Source organism: Limosilactobacillus sp. C0001E2, from assembly GCF_056590915.1.
Map to the genome: position 1 here is coordinate 46,457 of NZ_JBWPXC010000001.1, position 18,585 is coordinate 65,041.

At 41.8% G+C, this 18,585-nt stretch carries 18 protein-coding genes and 1 riboswitch; of the genes, 17 read left to right on the top strand and 1 reads right to left on the bottom strand.

The window, feature by feature from the left end:
- Positions 1–15 precede the first annotated feature (15 nt).
- Genes AC1EKL_RS00260 through pepT form a run of 3 tightly spaced genes read left to right on the top strand, consistent with a single transcriptional unit; the run spans position 16 to position 2,797 of the window.
- Complete coding sequence (locus AC1EKL_RS00260) at positions 16–726, top strand: tRNA (adenine(22)-N(1))-methyltransferase (protein ID WP_480188970.1); 711 nt, start codon at positions 16–18, stop codon at positions 724–726.
- Positions 710–1,534 (top strand): Nif3-like dinuclear metal center hexameric protein, encoded by an 825-nt coding sequence (locus tag AC1EKL_RS00265; RefSeq protein ID WP_480189776.1) that lies wholly within the window; start codon positions 710–712, stop codon positions 1,532–1,534. Before AC1EKL_RS00260 ends, AC1EKL_RS00265 begins: the two co-directional genes overlap by 17 nt.
- A 12-nt stretch (positions 1,535–1,546) precedes the next feature.
- Entirely contained in the window at positions 1,547–2,797 is a 1,251-nt protein-coding gene (gene pepT, locus AC1EKL_RS00270) for a peptidase T (protein WP_480188971.1), read from the top strand.
- Positions 2,798–2,872: 75 nt separating this feature from the next.
- On the opposite strand, the gene AC1EKL_RS00275 is transcribed toward pepT, so the two are convergent.
- Complete coding sequence (locus tag AC1EKL_RS00275; RefSeq protein ID WP_006915926.1) at positions 2,873–3,073, bottom strand: DUF2929 family protein; 201 nt, start codon at positions 3,071–3,073, stop codon at positions 2,873–2,875.
- 131 nt (positions 3,074–3,204) lie between these two features.
- Here AC1EKL_RS00275 and dnaE point away from each other — a divergent pair, with 131 nt between their 5' ends.
- The 14 genes from dnaE (at position 3,205) to rpsA (ending at position 18,548) form a co-directional block, all read left to right on the top strand.
- The gene (gene dnaE, locus AC1EKL_RS00280; RefSeq protein WP_480190159.1) at positions 3,205–6,540 is read left to right on the top strand and encodes a DNA polymerase III subunit alpha; all 3,336 of its coding nucleotides are present in this window, start codon (positions 3,205–3,207) and stop codon (positions 6,538–6,540) included.
- Positions 6,541–6,699: 159 nt separating this feature from the next.
- Positions 6,700–8,121: a pyruvate kinase gene (gene pyk, locus AC1EKL_RS00285; protein WP_006915928.1), complete on the top strand. Its 1,422-nt coding sequence runs from the start codon at positions 6,700–6,702 to the stop codon at positions 8,119–8,121.
- A 114-nt stretch (positions 8,122–8,235) separates the two neighbouring features.
- Positions 8,236–9,123: a CvfB family protein gene (locus tag AC1EKL_RS00290; RefSeq protein WP_480188973.1), complete on the top strand. Its 888-nt coding sequence runs from the start codon at positions 8,236–8,238 to the stop codon at positions 9,121–9,123.
- Between the two features lie 7 nt (positions 9,124–9,130).
- On the top strand, positions 9,131–10,021 hold the full coding sequence (gene xerD / locus AC1EKL_RS00295; RefSeq protein WP_480189099.1) for a site-specific tyrosine recombinase XerD: 891 nt from the start codon (positions 9,131–9,133) through the stop codon (positions 10,019–10,021).
- A gap of 14 nt (positions 10,022–10,035) precedes the next feature.
- The gene (locus tag AC1EKL_RS00300; protein ID WP_480188974.1) at positions 10,036–10,404 is read left to right on the top strand and encodes a reductase; all 369 of its coding nucleotides are present in this window, start codon (positions 10,036–10,038) and stop codon (positions 10,402–10,404) included.
- Between the two features lie 19 nt (positions 10,405–10,423).
- Positions 10,424–11,206 (top strand): segregation and condensation protein A, encoded by a 783-nt coding sequence (locus tag AC1EKL_RS00305; protein WP_480188975.1) that lies wholly within the window; start codon positions 10,424–10,426, stop codon positions 11,204–11,206.
- On the top strand, positions 11,175–11,780 hold the full coding sequence (gene scpB / locus AC1EKL_RS00310; protein ID WP_480188976.1) for an SMC-Scp complex subunit ScpB: 606 nt from the start codon (positions 11,175–11,177) through the stop codon (positions 11,778–11,780). Before AC1EKL_RS00305 ends, scpB begins: the two co-directional genes overlap by 32 nt.
- Positions 11,781–11,784: 4 nt before the next feature.
- Positions 11,785–12,507, top strand: a complete 723-nt coding sequence (locus AC1EKL_RS00315; RefSeq protein WP_480188977.1) for a pseudouridine synthase — start codon at positions 11,785–11,787, stop codon at positions 12,505–12,507.
- 57 nt (positions 12,508–12,564) lie between these two features.
- Positions 12,565–12,684, top strand: a riboswitch (FMN riboswitch).
- A gap of 99 nt (positions 12,685–12,783) precedes the next feature.
- Complete coding sequence (locus AC1EKL_RS00320; RefSeq protein ID WP_480188978.1) at positions 12,784–13,359, top strand: ECF transporter S component; 576 nt, start codon at positions 12,784–12,786, stop codon at positions 13,357–13,359.
- Between the two features lie 64 nt (positions 13,360–13,423).
- Positions 13,424–14,458 (top strand): helix-turn-helix domain-containing protein, encoded by a 1,035-nt coding sequence (locus AC1EKL_RS00325; RefSeq protein ID WP_480188979.1) that lies wholly within the window; start codon positions 13,424–13,426, stop codon positions 14,456–14,458.
- Positions 14,445–15,887 carry a RecQ family ATP-dependent DNA helicase gene (locus AC1EKL_RS00330; RefSeq protein ID WP_480188980.1) on the top strand — a complete coding sequence of 481 codons (1,443 nt, stop codon included), beginning with the start codon at positions 14,445–14,447 and terminating at the stop codon, positions 15,885–15,887. The genes AC1EKL_RS00325 and AC1EKL_RS00330 overlap by 14 nt, the downstream gene beginning before the upstream one ends.
- 74 nt (positions 15,888–15,961) lie before the next feature.
- Positions 15,962–16,540, top strand: coding sequence for an SAG1386/EF1546 family surface-associated protein (locus tag AC1EKL_RS00335; protein ID WP_480188981.1), 579 nt, complete (start codon positions 15,962–15,964; stop codon positions 16,538–16,540).
- A gap of 20 nt (positions 16,541–16,560) precedes the next feature.
- Positions 16,561–17,241 (top strand): (d)CMP kinase, encoded by a 681-nt coding sequence (cmk, locus tag AC1EKL_RS00340; protein WP_480188982.1) that lies wholly within the window; start codon positions 16,561–16,563, stop codon positions 17,239–17,241.
- Positions 17,242–17,318: 77 nt separating this feature from the next.
- Positions 17,319–18,548, top strand: a complete 1,230-nt coding sequence (rpsA, locus tag AC1EKL_RS00345; RefSeq protein ID WP_480190160.1) for a 30S ribosomal protein S1 — start codon at positions 17,319–17,321, stop codon at positions 18,546–18,548.
- Positions 18,549–18,585 lie beyond the last annotated feature (37 nt).

Here is an 18,585-nt window from a genome sequence, read left to right on the forward strand (position 1 = left end):
GAAGGGATGATCAAGGTGGATGAAAACCATCTTTCTAAACGACTTGCGACGGTAGCCCAGTACGTTCCTGACGGAGCTCGCCTGGCAGATATTGGTTCTGATCATGCATATTTGCCAGCGGCATTATTAATTCAAAACCGGATTCGCTATGCGGTTGCAGGAGAGGTCGCAAAAGGGCCGTTTGAAAATGAGCTAAAAGAAATTCAGCGATTAGGGTTTCAAAAGCAATTAATTCCCCGGCTAGCGGACGGCATGGCGGCCGTTCAACATGATGACCAAATTAACGTAGTGACAATTGCGGGGATGGGTGGTTCCTTAATTGCCCGTATTTTAGACGAAGGACAAGCACAGCTTGCTGGAGTGCAGCGTTTGATTTTACAACCTAATGTGGGTGAACATCAGGTTCGGAAATGGTTAATGAATCATCAGTACCAAATTATAGCTGAGCAAATGTTGGCGGAAGATGGACACGTTTATGAAGTGATTGTGGCTGAGCCCACTGTGTGCCCAGTGCGATATGGAGCCAAAGAGTTACTTTTCGGTCCGCTTCTTTTAGAAAAGCCAACGTCAATTTTTATTACCAAATGGCAACAAGAACTTAAACGGTGCCAAAATGCGGTGAATCAAATGCACCAAGCGACGACCGTTCCTGTGGAGCGATTGCAGCGAATGCAGCAAAAGATAGATTTAATCAAAGAGGTGTTAAATCATGGTGACGGGAACTGAGATAATCAACCAATTTGAACGGTTTTGCCCACCAGAATTGGCGGAATCTTGGGATCATGTCGGATTACAGATTGGTGATCCTGATAAACCTGTTCAACGAATTATGACAACTTTGGATGTTCGGCCGGAAGTAGTCGATGAAGCAATTGAAAGGCAAGCAGATTTTATTTTTGCTCACCATCCGGTCATGTTTCATCCGGCCAAGGATCTAGATATTCGTAATCCCCAAAATGCGATGTACGCAAAGATTTTAAATAGCGGGATCACGGTCTATGCGGCGCATACGAATTTAGATAGTGTGAATGGTGGCATGAATGACTGGCTGGCCGATCAATTGCGACTTCAAAATGCAGTACCACTGGTTGATAAAGATATTCATCCGATCACTGGAATGCCTCGGGGAATGGGGAGAATTGGCGAGTTGTCTGCAGCAATGTCAGTTGCCCAATTTGCTGAGTACTGTCTGAAGGTCTTTTCAATTCCTGGTTTACGGTTGATTGCTCCCGCTGATGATCCACGGCAAATTAAGCGGGTTGCTGTTTTAGGTGGTGCTGGTTCAGAATTTTATCATGAGGCAATTGCCAAGGGAGCAGATGCATACGTTACAGGTGACGTTAGCTACCATGTTGCACATGATATGAAAGCGGCGGGGTTGGTCGTTGTTGATCCAGGGCACCACATTGAAGCAGTGGCGATTAAAGGGTTAAGTAACCTCCTAAATCAATGGAAACAAAAAAAGAACTGGTCAGTGGAAGTAATTCAGTCTAGAATAAACACAGAGCCGTTCGAGTTCGTAACGAAAAAATGAGGTGTTAAACAAATGGCAAGTTTAAAGTATGAAAATCTATTACCACGTTTTTTAAAGTACGTTAAGGTTGAGACACGTTCTAATCCGAATAGTGATACACTGCCTTCTGATCCCAAAGAAATGGCCTTTCTTAAGGATTTGGAAAAGGAATTAAAGCAAATTGGTTTATCCAATGTTCGCTTTAATAAGGCTAATACGTACTTGTTAGCAACCTTACCAAGTAATTTAGATTATGATGTGCCAGCAATGGGGTTGATTGCACACGTTGATACGGCAGATTTCAATGCGCATAATGTTAATCCCCAAGTGGTTGAAGATTATGATGGCAAGTCTGACATTCAATTAGATGCGGATGGAAAATATGTTTTGACTCAAAAGGAATTCCCATCATTAAAGAAGTACCAAGGTGATACATTAATTACTACTGATGGTTCAACTCTGTTAGGAGCTGACGATAAGTCTGGTGTTGCTGAAGTCATCACTTTCTGCGAATATCTACTTCAGCATCCTGAAATTAAGCACGGTACAATTCAAATTGGTTTGGGAACTGATGAAGAAATTGGCATTGGGGCTGAACACTTTGAACCAGATGAATTTGGTGCGGATTTTGCATATACGGTTGATGGTGGACCACTTGGCGAATTGGAATATGAAACGTTCAATGCAGCCCATGCGGTAATTGATATTTCGGGTAAGAATGTTCACACTGGGGTTGCCAAGGGAACAATGATTAATGCTCTCCAATTGGGAATTGATCTTCATAATAGTCTTCCTGACCATGACCGCGCAGAACGGACTGAAGGTCGGGAAGGGTTCTTCCACCTTTACAAGTTTAGTGGTACGGTTGACAGTGCCCAGATGGAATACCTGATTCGTGACCATGATAAGGATATCTTTAATGAACGCAAGCACGCGCTTCAAGCAGCTGCCGATGATATTAATGCCCAACTAGGTGAAGACCGGATAAAGGTAACGATGAATGATCAATACTACAACCTCCGTGATGCACTCAAGGATCATATGGAAGTTGTCGATTTGGCCAAGCAGGTAATGGAAAACTTAGACATCAAGCCTGACATCTATCCTGTCCGGGGTGGTACTGATGGTTCAACCATTTCTTACAAAGGATTGCCAACGCCAAACCTCTTTGCTGGTGGGGAAAACATGCATAGTCGGTTTGAATACGTTTCAGCTCAAACTATGGATCGGGTAATTGACGTCTTACTTGAGATGAACAAGTTAAACGTTGTTAATAATAAATAACTAGTTGATAAAAGAAAAAAGTTCGCGAAACGAGATATAAACGTTTCGCGAACTTTTTGAGTTCAAATAATTTGATTACTTTTGTCGTGCGGGGTTGGCCTTGGTGGTAATCGCGTAAACACAATTAGTTGCAATCACTGCAAAAACTGCGCCTGTGATTGCAGCATGTAAAAAGTTAATGGAAGTGGCTTCCAATTGGCTACCGATATAGCCGAGGAGCATTCCTAAAATACCACCCCAAATAATTGCCATGATGCTACCCATAAGTTTTTTCATTTATTATCACCCCTTTAAAATCACAAGCTTATTTTAGCATAATTCACAATTGATCGCGAACGCAATTAAAATCTTCGGAACACATGAACCCAGATTTGGTATAATTTGAACGAGAAGGATGGGTGAGAAAAATGTCAGTAACGCCATTAGACGTCACAAGTACATATTCATTATTGCAAAGCACAATTCGACCACGTGATTTGGTGAAAGCTGCTCGTCAACGGGGTTATTCAGCAATTGCTTTAACTGACGAGAATGTTTTGTATGGTGCGGTAGATTTTTATAATGCTGCTCAACAGGCTGGTATCCGCCCAATTATTGGTTTGAAATTACAGCTGACATTTGCAGAATTGGATGAACGAAAAATAACTGTCACCGTTATTGCAAAAAATCAGCAGGGTTATACGGAGTTAATGCAATTATCCACCCAGAAAATGACGTCAAAAGCCGGGATGACGGTTCAGAATCTTGTGAAGCAAATTGATAATTGTGCAATTATTATAAAACCGACAATGGCGATTTTAACTGCTCATCGGGATCCGACCATTCAAAAATTATTATCTTGGTTTGGAAATCAACCAGGAGATATCTTTATGGGGATTAATCTAGTGCTAGATCCAACCGAACGGCAAGTTTTAAAAGATCTCAGCTTGCAAAATGGTCTGAAGCTAATTGCGGATGAACCTGTTGAATATTTAGAGGCTAATCAATATTTCCCAACCCAAGTGTTGAGAGCAATTGGCGACGGTCGACAAATCGAGTCACCATTAAATACCGCCCATAATACTGGTCAGCATTATTTAAGAAATGCTCAAGATCTGACCATTGCCTATGAACGATCTGGCTTAGCTGAAGCCGTAGAAAACAATGAAGCGTTAGTACAAAAGAGTTCATTTAAAATTAATTTTCAGAAGCCAGTTTTACCCAAATTTGCGGTTCCAGAAGGGATGAGTACAGCGCAATATCTCCGTCAACTATGCATCAGCGGTCTACAAAAACGTCACTTGGCGCCAAACACCACGATTAAACAATATCGGGATCGATTGGAGCGCGAGTTGACAGTTATTCATCAGATGGGTTTTGATGATTACTTTTTAATTGTTTGGGATATCATCGCGTTTGCTCACCGTAAACAAATTACTACTGGTCCTGGCCGGGGTTCTGCAGCCGGTTCGCTAGTTGCCTATGCGTTAGCCATTACTGATGTGGATCCACTTGAATATGGCTTACTATTTGAACGTTTTCTAAACCCGAAACGTGCACAAATGCCAGATATTGATTTAGATATTCCAGATAATCGGCGGCAGGAGGTTCTTGAATACGTTCATCAACGGTATGGTCATGAACGGGTGGCACAAATCATTACTTTTGGGACGTTAGCGGCGCGTCAGGTCGTTCGTGATGTTGGCCGGGTGTTTGGTGTGCCTAAATACCAGGTTGAGCAGATCATTGATACTTTGCGGGTGCTTAGTCGCCATCGATCAATTACCTTGGCAGAGGCAATTCAGCAGTCGCAACCACTGCGCAACTTGATGACGGATGACCCAATTAATAAATTAGTGATTGAAGTAGCTCAAAAACTAGAAGGGTTACCAAGGCACTATTCTACCCATGCGGCAGGAGTGGTGCTATCTGCAACACCTTTAAAAAAGATCGTTCCTTTGCAACCAGGGAATGATGAAGCGGGTTTGCTGATGACCCAGTTTCCAAAAGAAACCGTGGAATCAGTTGGTCTGTTAAAGATGGACTTTTTGGGATTGCGTAACCTTTCCATCATGGATCGGGCGTTAGCAATTATTCACCAGACGATGCCAGACTTTGATATTACCAAAGTACCGTTGAATGATCATAAAACCATCCAATTATTTAGGCAAGGGTTAACGGACGGTATTTTTCAGTTTGAATCGACTGGGATTCGTCAAACACTCCAGCAATTAGCTCCAGATAATTTTGAAGATATAGTTGCGGTGAATGCGCTGTATCGACCGGGACCAATGCAAAATATTCCGCATTTTATTGCCCGAAAACACGGTCAGGAACCAATCCAATTACCAGATCAAAGCTTACAGCTTATTTTAGGTCCGACCTATGGGATCTTAGTTTATCAGGAACAGGTAATGCAGGTAGCCTCACAAATGGCCGGCTTTTCACTCGGCCAGGCCGATTTACTGCGCCGAGCAATGAGTAAGAAAAAGCAAGCAACAATGGAAAGTATGCGGCAACGATTTATTAGTGGAGCGGTTAAGAATGGTTATCACCAGTCCATCGCAGAGCAAGTTTTTAACTATATTGATCAGTTTGCTAACTATGGTTTTAACCGGTCACACGCGGTTGCATATTCTAAAATGGCGTATGAGATGGCATACTTAAAATGTCACTTCACAACGGCTTTTTTTACGGCACTGTTAGCAATCGAACCCAACATGGATAAAGTTCGTCTTCACTTGGCGGATGCTAAACGATTTGGAGTTAGTATTATCGGCCCCAATATTAATCAGAGCCAAACGGAATACTCACTGCAAAATGGGCAAATTGTGATGGGATTTTCGATGATTAAAGGAATGCGTCGTGATTTTACCCAAGCAATTATTGAAGAGCGCAAAGCGGGACAGTTTAAAAATCTACCAGATTTTGTACAGCGAATGGGCGAAAAATGGCAAAAAGCTGCATTGATTGAACCGCTAATTTATGCCGGCGCTTTTGATCAGCTTGGCTACAATCGGGCGGAAATGATTGAAGGATTGGCTGGAGTCTTTGCGGGAAATGAATTTAGTTTTCAGAGCGCGGATTTACAGCCAATTATGAAGCGTCGTCAGGAGTACTCCTTAACTTATCGTCTGCAAAAGGAGCAGGAATATTTGGGAATGTATTTATCCGGCCATCCAGTGACACAGTACCAGCGAGTCCGTCAGCAACAGCATATGCAGCGGATTATGGATCTCAAACCAGGATCTTCAGTAAAACTCTTAGTCTTGCTCAACCAAATTCGTCAAATTAATACCAAAAAGACGCATCAACCAATGGCGTTTGCATCTGCTTCTGATGAAACCGGTAGTATGGATATTACCATTTTCCCTCGTCAGTACCAGCGGTTTGTGGATGCTTTGAAGCCGAACACAATTGTAATGATTGAGGGATCAGTTGAGCAGCGCAATGAGCGGTTACAGGTTATTGCAAATCAAATTATTCCTGTCGAAAAACTATTGAAGAATCACCGTCAGGTTAGCCATCAACGATGGGTCGTTCGAATCAGTGAAAATTCATCAGTTAAAGAACTGCTACCAAAGATGCTTGATATGACTAAGAATCTACATGGCAATACGCCGGTGGTAATTTATAATGTGGCCGCTCAACAAGCAACAACATTACCTCAGCAGCAGTGGGTCGGTCAGCAAGATGAAGTTCGTGATATATTGGACAAGGTGTTTGGCAGTAACAACGTTGTTCTACAAACGTTTGACAAGTAAGCGCCATCATAAAAGTGTCTGGAAAATGATGATTTTCACGAGAAAATTAATGTAATTTTACAGACACTCAAATTAAAACGTGTTATTATAGCACTGTACTATCAAAGCTGCTAAATCAAGATTGATTGAGGTGGTATTGCAAAAGGAGAGAATTCTGTTATGAAGAAAACCAAGATTGTTAGTACCTTGGGTCCGGCAAGTACGGACGTAGATACAATCGTTAAGTTAATTAACGCGGGTGCAAACATTTTCCGTTTTAACTTTTCACATGGTGATCATCCTGAACACCTTGGTCGTTTGAACAACGTCCACAAGGCTGAAGAAATCACTGGTAAAAAGGTTGGGATTATGCTCGATACCAAGGGTGCTGAAATTCGGACGACCGTTCAAAAGGACGGTAAGATCGAATACAACATCGGTGATGAAGTTCGGATCTCAATGGATGACAGTATCGAAGGTACTCACGATAAGATCGCGGTTACTTACGAAGGACTTTATGATGACGTTCATGAAGGTGGACACGTTCTGTTTGACGATGGTTTGATTGACATGGTCGTTGAAAAGAAGGACGAAGCTAATAAGGAATTAGTATGTAAGGTTCTTAACCACGGTGTTCTTGGCTCCCGGAAGGGTGTAAACGCTCCTGGAGTTTCCATTAATTTACCAGGAATTACTGAAAAGGACTCCAGTGATATTCGTTTTGGCTTGGAAAATGGCATTAACTACATTTCTGCTTCCTTTGTTCGGAAGGCTCAAGACGTTCTTGATATTCGGGAACTTTTAAAGGAAAAGGATATGGAAGATGTCCAAATCTTCCCAAAGATTGAATCACAAGAAGGAATCGACAACTTCGAAGAAATCATTGCAGTTGCTGATGGTTTGATGGTTCCTCGTGGTGACATGGGGGTTGAAATTCCAGCTGAAAATGTTCCGTTGGTTCAAAAGCGGATGATTCGTCGTTGCAACGTTTTAGGTAAGCCAGTTATTACTGCTACCCAGATGTTGGATTCCATGCAAGAAAATCCACGGCCAACTCGTGCTGAAGTTTCTGACGTTGCTAATGCCGTCTTTGATGGAACGGACGCCACGATGCTTTCTGGTGAAAGTGCTAATGGTGACTACCCAGTTGAATCTGTTGCTACAATGGCTCGGATTGACGTTAAGGCTGAAAATAACCTTGATCAATTCGGTACTGAAACGTTCAACTTCGATAAGTCAGACGTTACTGAAACGATCGGTTCAGCAGTTTCTAACGCGGCGCGTGATCTTGGTATCAAGACGATTGTTGCGGCTACTGCTTCTGGTTACACTGCGCGGATGATTTCAAAGTACCGTCCAAATGCTGATATTGTGGCTTTGACATTTGATGAACGGACTCAAAAGGGTCTGATGATTAACTGGGGTGTTCAACCATACGTTGTTGAAAAGCCAGCTAATACTGATGAAATGTTTAAGTTAGCTAATGATGAAGTTAAGAAGTTAGGCTTTGCTAACGAAGGGGATCAAATTATCGTAATTGCCGGTTTACCAGTTGGTAAAAAGGGAACCACTAACATGATGCGGATCCAAACTGTTAAGTAATGTTCTTAGTTAATCCTAAAAGAGGTTGGAATTAGTTCCAGCCTCTTTTACTTTACATAAAATCCATGTAAAATAGAATGGTTATGATGCTGAGCAAAAAGTGAGGAACAAAAGATGAACCAAGACTTGGGAAAAGTTGTTAGTGCAGTAATGATTGATGAAAATGATCAATATTATTTTGTCCAGCCGGCACGGAATGGTCAAACTTATCGTTTACCAAAGGATGAGTCACCACAAGTATTACATATTGGTGGTTCAGTGCAGGGGTTTGTATATGAAAATGAAGACCACCAATTACAGATGACGTGTCAGCACATTCCAACCGTACAGGTGGACCACTATGACTTTGGCGAAGTTGTGAGTGTTCGGCGTGATTTAGGGGTTTTTGTGAACATTGGACTGCCCAATAAAGATATCGCGGTTTCTTTAGATGATTTACCGACACTCAAGAATCTTTGGCCCCAAAAAGGCGATCGTTTGCTGATTTCGTTACGGGTTGATGACCATGATCGGATCTGGGGACAGCTAGCCGATGAGCAAATTTTCCAAACAATGGCGGTCAAGCCATCTAAAAAAATGTTAAATTGGAATGTCAACGCCACTGTTTACCGCCTGAAATTATCTGGTACGTTAGTGTTAACGGACAATTTTCAACTCGGGTTCATTCATCCTTCAGAACGGGATCGTGAACCCCGTCTAGGAGAACGGGTTCATGCACGAGTGATTGGTCTATCTAGTCATGGTAGCTTGAATTTATCTTTGAAGCCCCGAGCTTTTGAAGCCATTGACGATGATGCCACCCAAATATATGAATTATTAAAACATGCACCAAATAAGCAGTTACCGTATACGGATAAAAGCTCACCGGCCATTATTAAGGAAGTTTTTGGCATGAGTAAAGGACAATTTAAACGGGCGATTGGTCACTTGTTGAAGGAACGCTTAGTTAGTCAGGTAAATGGTCAGCTTATTCTGTTAAAGGAAGTTGCTTTTGATGATTAATCAACAAATGCAGCAAGATATGCAAGATTTTAGCCAATTTCTTTTAGTAGAACGAGGATTGAGCAACAATACAATTCAAAGCTATCAGAATGATTTGAAAAAGGCAGCGGAGTATTTTACTAGTCAAAATTTACCATCATGGGATGATATTGATCGATATGCGGTGTTAAATTTATTGGCGCACTTAACTAATTTAGGACAAAGTCGGACAACAATTGGCCGCCAAGTTTCTAGTTTGCGTCAATTCTATCAATATCTATTACGGCAACATCGGGTGATGAATGATCCGATGGCACTTGTAACAGTTCCAAAAGGGCAGCGGCATTTACCAACGGTTTTAACTCAGGATGAAGTACGACGAATGTTGGCAGTTCCTGATACCAGTAAAAAAATGGGAATTCGGGATCGAGCCATTTTAGAAGTGATGTACGCTACTGGAATGCGGGTTAGCGAATTAACCAATCTACGTTTGAATGACCTCCATTTGGATGTTCATCTGGTTCAACCTCGTGGGAAAGGCGATAAGGAACGGATTATCCCGATCGGTGAAGTAGCTGAAAGTTGGCTTAATCGCTATTTACAATCGGTTAGAGCGCTCCAGTTATTGAATAAGCCAGCTAGTGACTTCGTATTTTTAAATGCACGGGCAAAACAATTAACGCGCCAAGCCATTTGGCAATTAATAAAGAAAACCGCCCAAGCAGCTCAGATTGATAAAGATGTTACGCCCCACACCATGCGCCATAGTTTTGCTACACATTTATTAGAAAATGGCGCTGACTTACGGGTAGTTCAGGAGCTCCTTGGTCATAGTGATATTACGACAACCCAAATTTATACGCATGTTTCTCAGAAACGACTTTTAACGGTTTACAAAAATACCCATCCGCGTGCATAGAAGGGAAGATAACAATGCTAGTAAATTATCGAAAAGATTATGAAAAGATTGTGATGGGCCTTCTTTCGTTTATTCCTGATCGGCGTGAGTATGATCGTTTAGATGATGAAATTAGTTGGGGAAATGAACGGCCACGGCAAATTGTTTTATGGAAAAATACTAATATTGATCAATTCAGTGGAGTTGCCATTGTTGAGGATGGCGATGACTACATTTTATTACGGCGCATGTCGTTTACGCCCAGTGAACGTTCAGGGCGAAATATGTACCTATTTCTAACGGCGATTGCAAACCAAGCTCCGGAAAAACAAGTGGTGGGGACGCTTAAGACCCAATCATTAGTCACTAATTGGCAACGTAGTAATCAGTACGGTAAAGGATGAGGAGGATTGAACTGATCGAATGGCGAAAGCAGAATTAGCAAATTTACCATACCAGCCCACCCTAAAGTTAAATGAATTTGAGGGACCATTAGATCTACTCCTTCACTTGATTCGACAATCCAAAATGGATATTTATGATATCAAGATTGCTGAAATTACTGATCAGTATATGAAATACCTTGCTGAAAACCAACGGTACCGCCTCGAAATTGCTGGTGATTATTTTGTCATGGCAGCGACTTTGATGGCGATTAAGAGCCAAATGTTACTTCCATCAGCCCCAGATGATGAAGAAGATAATCCCGAACCAGAAGAAGATCCCCGAGCAGAATTAGTTGAGCAGCTGCTGGAATACCAACGGTATAAAAAAGCAGCGGAAAATCTGAAAGGCAAAGAGGAACAGCGCCAGATGGAATATACACGTGAAGCAGCGGGGGTTCCAGACGGCTTTGTGCAAGAACAAGTTGCTCCCGGAGTCACGATTGATCAACTCCAAGCTGCATTTGCCAAAATATTAGCTCGGTATAATTTTAAAGAACCGGAAATTAAAAATGTGCGACCAGAACGGATTACTGTTGCTGAACGGATTCAAGCTGTTGTTCAACAGGTAACTAAGCCGGTCCGCTTTGTTGATCTTTTCCAGGATGATGTGAGTCGGGATAATTTGGTTACTACTTTTATGGCCGTGCTGGAATTAACCCGTCACGAGGTAGTCAAGATTAGCCAGACAACGATGTTTGGCCCTATGATTGTCATCCCGGGACCGAGAAATGAGGAATATCGAAATGAACAATCTAGCTAAAATTGAAGGACTGCTTTTTATTAGCGGCGATGAAGGAATTAGTCTCGGCGACTTGAGTAGTATTACGGGCTTTATGAAACCGGCAGTTTTGGGAATGCTTGAGAAACTACAAAAACATTACGCAGAGGATGGCACTTGTGCGCTCACGCTTCTCCAAAGTGGGGAAACCTATCGATTAGCCACTAAGGCTGCATTAGCGCCGGTCATGAAAGCATACTTTGAAAAACCATTGACTTCGCCACTAACCCAGGCACTATTAGAAGTACTAGCAATTATTGCTTATCGGCAACCAATTACGCGGATTGAGATCGATGATTTGCGTGGTGTGCAAAGCTCAGGATCGATTCAAAAACTAGTTGCCCGTGGTTTAATCGAGACTCATGGTCGGTTAGATGTTCCGGGTCGGCCCTTTAAATATGTTACGACGGATGCCTTTTTGGATTATTTTGGTTTGCAAACGATCAAAGATTTACCGCCGTTAACCGAGCAAATGTCTTTAGAAGATATGGATAGCGATATTTTTCTGCGTGCTCTTCAATCACGACAGAAAAAAGCAGAAAAGAAAGGAAAGTAAATTTATGGAACGTCTGCAAAAAGTTATGGCCGAGGCGGGAGTGGCATCCCGTCGTGCCTCAGAAAAATTAATTGCAGCTGGTCACGTGGCGGTGAATGGCCAAGTAGTTACTGAACTGGGGACGAAAGTTACCAAGGGCGACCAAGTCACAGTTGATGGCGTACCAATTAAGCGCGAACCACTTAAATACTATTTATTAAATAAACCGCGTGGTGTGGTTTCAACTGCCCATGATGATAAAGGACGACGAACGGTAGTTGATATTTTAAAGGATGACGATGTTGAAGAACGGGTTTATCCAGTTGGACGACTTGATTACGATACGACTGGAATCTTGTTGCTGACGAATGATGGAGCGTTAGCAAATAAATTAATGCATCCTAAATTCGAAGTGGAGAAGACCTATATTGCAAAGGTGAAGGGGGTCCTTAGCAACCATGATTTACAGAAGCTGCGGCAGGGTGTGATCGTAGACGGACGTAAGACACGGGAAGCAAAAAGCAAGCTATTAGAAGTTGCTGATAACCGGCAGTCTTCGCGGGTTCGTTTAACGATTCATGAAGGCCATTATCATCAAGTTAAACGAATGCTGAAAGCCGTTGGTCACCCTGTCATTAAATTGCATCGGGAAAGTTATGGCCCACTGAATTTATATGGTTTAGCTAGTGGCGGTCAATGGCGTGAATTAAAACCGAATGAAGTAAAGCAATTGAAAAATCTGAACTAACCCTATACGTCAGTCAAAAGATTGGTTATAATGTGGTTGGTACAAAATTTAATAGTGGTTTGTCTTCAAGGCAGGGTGCAATTCCCGACCGGCGGTATAGCCCGCAACCCGTGAAAACGGTGGAATCCAGTGTAATTCTGGGTGCCGACAGTAAAGTCTGGTAGATAGAAGATTCGCCTCATCATTTTGATGGGGTAAGTGGGGACAAATAATCTTTGTTCCCATTTTTTATCACAATTACTCGAAGATGACCTCAAATAATGGAGGTTGATTTTTATGTACAAAACATATTCACGTACCAAGCGCTTCACTATGACTGCTTGTTTGGCAGCAGTTGCTTTTTTACTCATGTTTATTGAGTTTCCAATTATCCCAGTGGTTTCGTATCTTAAATTGGATTTTTCGGATGTTCCGGTATTGTTAGGGGCCTTTATTTATGGACCATGGACGGGAATTTTAATCGCATTATTAAAATGCTTACTACACGGTTTAACTCGGGGCTTTTCACCTGTTGAAATGCTGGGGTTGTTTGCTAATTTATGCACGTCGATTGCATTAATTATCCCATTTAATATTATCTGGCACCGGTCTAAGTGGTCCTTGAAAAATCTGTTATTGGCTGGGACTGGATTAGCGACAATTGTGATGACCATTGTAATGACCATTTTTAATTATTATGTTTTGACCCCAGCATATATGAAGATGTTTAACTGGCATCCAACGCTGCCAATTGATAAGATGATGTTAATTGGAGTATTACCATTTAACTTAATTAAAGGGATTGCGGTTGGGATTATCTTTAGCCTTGTCTTAATTCATTTACGGACCTGGCTTCAATCACAAACCCAGTGATGAAATTTACGAAAGAAGAGGCCCAATTTTAGCGGCCTCTTTTTTTGTTGAGGACGGTGAAAGAATGGATCAATATTTGTTGACAATGTTTACGGACCAGCCGCGACGGTTTCGCGTAATTGAAAATATCGTGCGGAATAAAAGGACCCAGGCTAACTTGTTTTGGGGTTTAAACTATCAGCTGCTGAACTGGTCGGGAAGTAATACGCATCTTTCACGCCAGGAATTTGACCAGTGGTTGAGTAGCCAACAACGAGCTGGCTCACTCATGATTGAAGGCAATTATGCATGGTTGACCGATGCTGGAATGCAGCTGAAACAGTCCTATTTGCAGTCAATGTATCAACCACATAATAGTCAATGGTCATGGCTAATTAACCAGCAGAAATTTGCTGACCGCTTTTTACTTGGGGTTCAAGCAGTCTCTGAGCTAGTTCATCGACATCGTCATTATGTGCCGTTAAATATTTCGCCCACTGAAATGGTCATGGTGCGGAGATGGCTAGCCAATCCTCAGATAACAAATAAGCTGGAAATAGAACTCCAAATGATCGGTCAAAAGTTAGCACGGCAGGATATTCGTCTAGCAGAATTTTTTGCTGATCGTCTAATCGGCTACCGGACAACAGGATGGACTAATCAGCAGGCACAGTTGACGTTGAAACTTTCTGCAGATGAAATTCAAATTCTAAATTGGGATGTTTGGCTGGGGGTTGCCAGCTATCTTAAGATGCATTCCCAATGTAATCTTTACCGATTGATGGAAAGTTTAATCTCACAAGTTCCAATTAGTAATAGTGCTTGGCAAACTTTGCAGGATTTTCAAGAAGGAGTAACAATTCAAACAATTGCGCGACGTCGTCATCTGAAAGTTAGTACTGTTCGGGAGCATTTATTAGAGGCGGCGATAATTGTTCCCCAAGCGATTGACTGGAACCGCTTATTACCGTGGCCTGTTGAGCAGCAGTTACGTGATCATTATTTAGGACCGGTAGCAGAATGGCATTTTAAATCCGTTACTACGGATTCGGCAGCAGACTTTTTTTCTTTTCGTCTGTATCAAATTAAGGAGTTACAGCAAAGTCATGGAGCAATCTGAAATAACTTTACATAACATTTTACTATCAAAGTACCATTTCAAAGCGTTCCGTCCTGGACAAGAAGAAGCTTTAGTAAGTACTCTAAAGGGCGTTCCCACATTGGCAATTCTTCCGACTGGTGCAGGAAAGAGTTTGCTTTACCAGTTACCAGCTTACGTTACCAAAGGGCTGATTGTCGTAATTTCGCCGTTAATTTCATTAATGCAGGATCAAGTTGACCGGATTCGCCAACAGGGTGATTTTAAAGTTGCAATGTTAAATTCTCGTTTGGATTATCAAGAACAACGGGCAATTCTACAATCGTTAAATGATTACCGGTTTCTTTTTACTTCGCCAGAAACATTAGTGAAGCCGGCTGTTTTATCTCGTTTGCGTCAGGTAGCGTTAAGCATGATGGTAGTTGATGAGGCACACTGTATTTCACAGTGGGGCCCTAACTTTCGGCCAGAATATCTTCTTTTAAAGAATGTGATCGCGGATGTTCAACCGCCACGACTGCTACTATTGACTGCCACGGCTCCTGCTACCGTTGCAAACGATATTATTGAAAAACTCGGTCTTAATCGAAACGGGGTTAAAATAATTCGTCAGTCTGTTGACCGGCCCAATATTTTTTTAGCGGTCAAGCAACTAACGGATGACCAAGATAAGCAGCGGTATTTGATTAGAATCATTCATCAACTCGGGTCGAGCGGGGTGGTCTATTTTTCTAGCAAGAAAGTTGCTAATCAAGTTAGTCAATTAATTAGTAAACAGTGTGGATTACGTGTTGGTGTTTATCATGCAGGCCTAGATAATTTAGAACGCTTTCAGATTCAACAGCAATTTATGAATAATCAGTTAGATCTTATCTGTGCCACTAGTGCTTTTGGTATGGGAATCAACAAGAATGATTTACGCTATGTAATTCACTATCACTTACCGGGGAGTTTAGAAAGTTATGTTCAAGAATTTGGTCGGGCTGGCCGTGACGGGCAACCAGCGTTAGCCCTGTTACTGTATTGCCCAGGAGACGAGTATCTGCAGCAAGTGTTGGGACAAATTGAACTACCAGGTAACAGTGTTTTACAGCGAATTCATGATGGTAAATTATCTTCAAATTCATTAGGTGATCAAAAAGAGCTGTTTGAATTTTATTTTAATCATCATTATTCCGTTCATGATGTTCAAACGATTATGAGAGAACAAAACCGATTAAGTAAACAACGATTAAAGATAATGATGAATTACATTAATGCTGGCAAATGTTTGCGGCAAATAATTACTGAATATTTTGGTGAGCAAATGGTTAAGAAACCTCAGATGTGTTGTTCTATTGACAAGCCAGATTGGCAAGTCCAGAATTTGGGATTACCCGCTGTTGAATTATTAAAGGAAGAAGCTAGCCAGCAGGATTGGCAACAGGTAATTAAACAGTTATTCCATTAACTAGACTAATATGTAGACAGTTAATATAGAAATGCGCTACAATTTTATGTATGTAATTTAAGGAGGGTTAGTACATGAGTGAAAGACGTGAAGACCAACGGCCAGAAAATGAAAAATTGTGGGATAAAACCTTTGAAGATAATGAAGAAACGGATTCAAAGGGTAATCTTTCCCGTGTTAAACGCCGGAAGAAGGATTCACAAAATTCGCGAATTACGACAATTCTCGTCGTGTTAATTATTATTTTAGCGGCTGCACCAATTTTCTTCTGGGTGCGGCACGAACAGTCTTTTGATCATCCAGTCCGTGAGCAACGGGTCGCCCAATCACATACCAAAAAAGTGGCGAGTAAGAGTAAAGGAAAAACACATTCAAAAGACCATCACGCCAAAACAGCTCGTCGACAATCAAGTTCTATCAGCGATAAAACTGTAGATCGTCAATCAATGACAGCCAGTTCGGTAACTAGTAGTGATTCTTCATCTGCTTCTAGTATGAGCAGCAGTGATAATAAGTACGCTACGGTTCAAGCTGGTCAGGGAATTTACCGGGTAGCAGCTAACAATGGATTAACGGTTAGTGAATTGGCGCGGTTAAATAATATTTCACCTAATACGGCCTTACAGCCAGGACAACGACTGCGGGTTAGGTAATTAAAAGGAGCGAAAAAAGAATGACAAAGGCACTTCAAGTGGCAATTGATGGACCGGCTTCCGCTGGTAAAAGTACCGTAGCCAAGCTCGTTGCAAAACGGTTTGGCTATATCTATTGTGATACTGGAGCAATGTATCGGTCAGTGACGTGGGCCACATTAGATAGGAATATTGCACTAGATAACGTTGCGGCAATTATTAAATTGGCCCAAGAAATCACGATTAGTTTTGAACCAGGTGCTGAAGAACAACGGGTGTTTGTCGATGGTCATGAAGTTACCAAGGCAATACGTTCAAACGAGGTCGCGGAAAATGTTTCCGCGGTCGCAGCGATTCCTGAAGTACGAAGTGAAATGGTGAAAGAACAACGAAAAATTGCCACTCAAGGTGGAATCGTGATGGATGGTCGTGATATTGGAACAACCGTTTTGCCAAATGCACCGGTAAAAATTTTTCTAGTGGCCAGTGCGCATGAAAGAGCACGTCGTCGTTTTGAAGAGAACCAGGCCAAGGGGATTGCAACTAGTACTTTAGAAGAGTTACAAAAAGCAATTGAACTGCGCGACCAAAAAGACTCGACTAGAAAGGTATCACCGCTTACCAAAGCTCAGGATGCCATTGAAATTGACAGTACTCATCTGACTATCGATCAAGTGGTTTCGAAAATTTCAAAAATAATTGAAAAAAAGTGCAACAATTAAAGTTAATGCTGGTAAATTCGGTTGAAATCTAGTAGAATAGTAGCCAGAGTTGATTGTTGCAAGGAGGATTTTTTTAGATGGCTGAAAATGAAAACAATAACGCTATGTTAGAAGCGCTCGACAGCATCAAGACAGTTAACGTTGGAGATGTTGTTAAGGGTAAAGTACTGCAAATCGACGACGATCGTCAAGCAATCGTTGGAATCGAAGACGCTGGTGTAGAAGGGGTGGTTCCAGCAAACCAACTTACTACTAAGCCAGTTGAAGACATCAATGACGTTGTTAAGGTTGGAGATGTTCTTGATTTAGTAGTTATTTCAAAGATCGGATCTGACAAGGAAAACGGCAGTTACTTACTTTCACATCGGCGTTTAGAAGCCATGAAGGTATGGGACGATATTCAAAAGAAGTTCGATGCCGGTGAAACAATTACTGCTAAGGTTACCCAATCTGTTAAGGGTGGTTTAGTAGTAGATGCTGGTGTTCGTGGATTCGTTCCAGCATCAATGATTACTGATCATTATGTTGAAGATTTGAACCAATTCAAGGGTCAAGAACTTGAATTTAAGATTATCGAAATTGAACCAAGTGAAAATCGTTTGATCCTTTCTCACAAGGAAATTGTGAAGAAGGAACACGAAGAAGCTGCCAAGAAGATCTTCTCTGAATTGGCTGCTGGTGATGTTGTTGAAGGTAAGGTAGCACGGATGACAAACTTCGGTGCCTTCATCGACCTTGGTGGTGTAGATGGTCTTGTTCACGTTTCTGAAATTTCATACGATCACGTTGACAAGCCTTCTGATGTTTTGGAAGTTGGTCAAGACGTGAAGGTTAAGGTTCTTAACGTAGATCCTGAACGTGAACGGATTTCATTATCCATTAAGCAAACCTTACCTGGACCATGGGATGATATTGAAGAAAAGGCTGCTGTTGACACTGTCTTAACTGGTACAGTTAAGCGTTTAACTAGCTTCGGTGCTTTTGCTGAAGTCTTCCCAGGTGTTGAAGGTTTAGTTCACATTTCACAAATCTCTCACAAGCACATTGCTACGCCAGCTGACGTTTTGAAGCCTGGTCAAGAGGTTAAGGTTAAGGTCATCAATGTTGACCCAGAACGTCAACGGTTAGGTCTTTCAATCAAAGCATTGGAAGAAAAGCCAGCTGATAGTGATGACAACCACAAGCGTAATAACCGTAACAACCGTCGCTCTCGGCGGAACAACTTCGCTGCAGATGCGCCAGAAGAAGAAAACGGCTTTACCCTTGGTGATTTAATCGGTGATGAACTGAAGAACGCTGGTAAATAAGCTTTTCATTTAGATTAATAAGGCTGAGAAGAGGTAG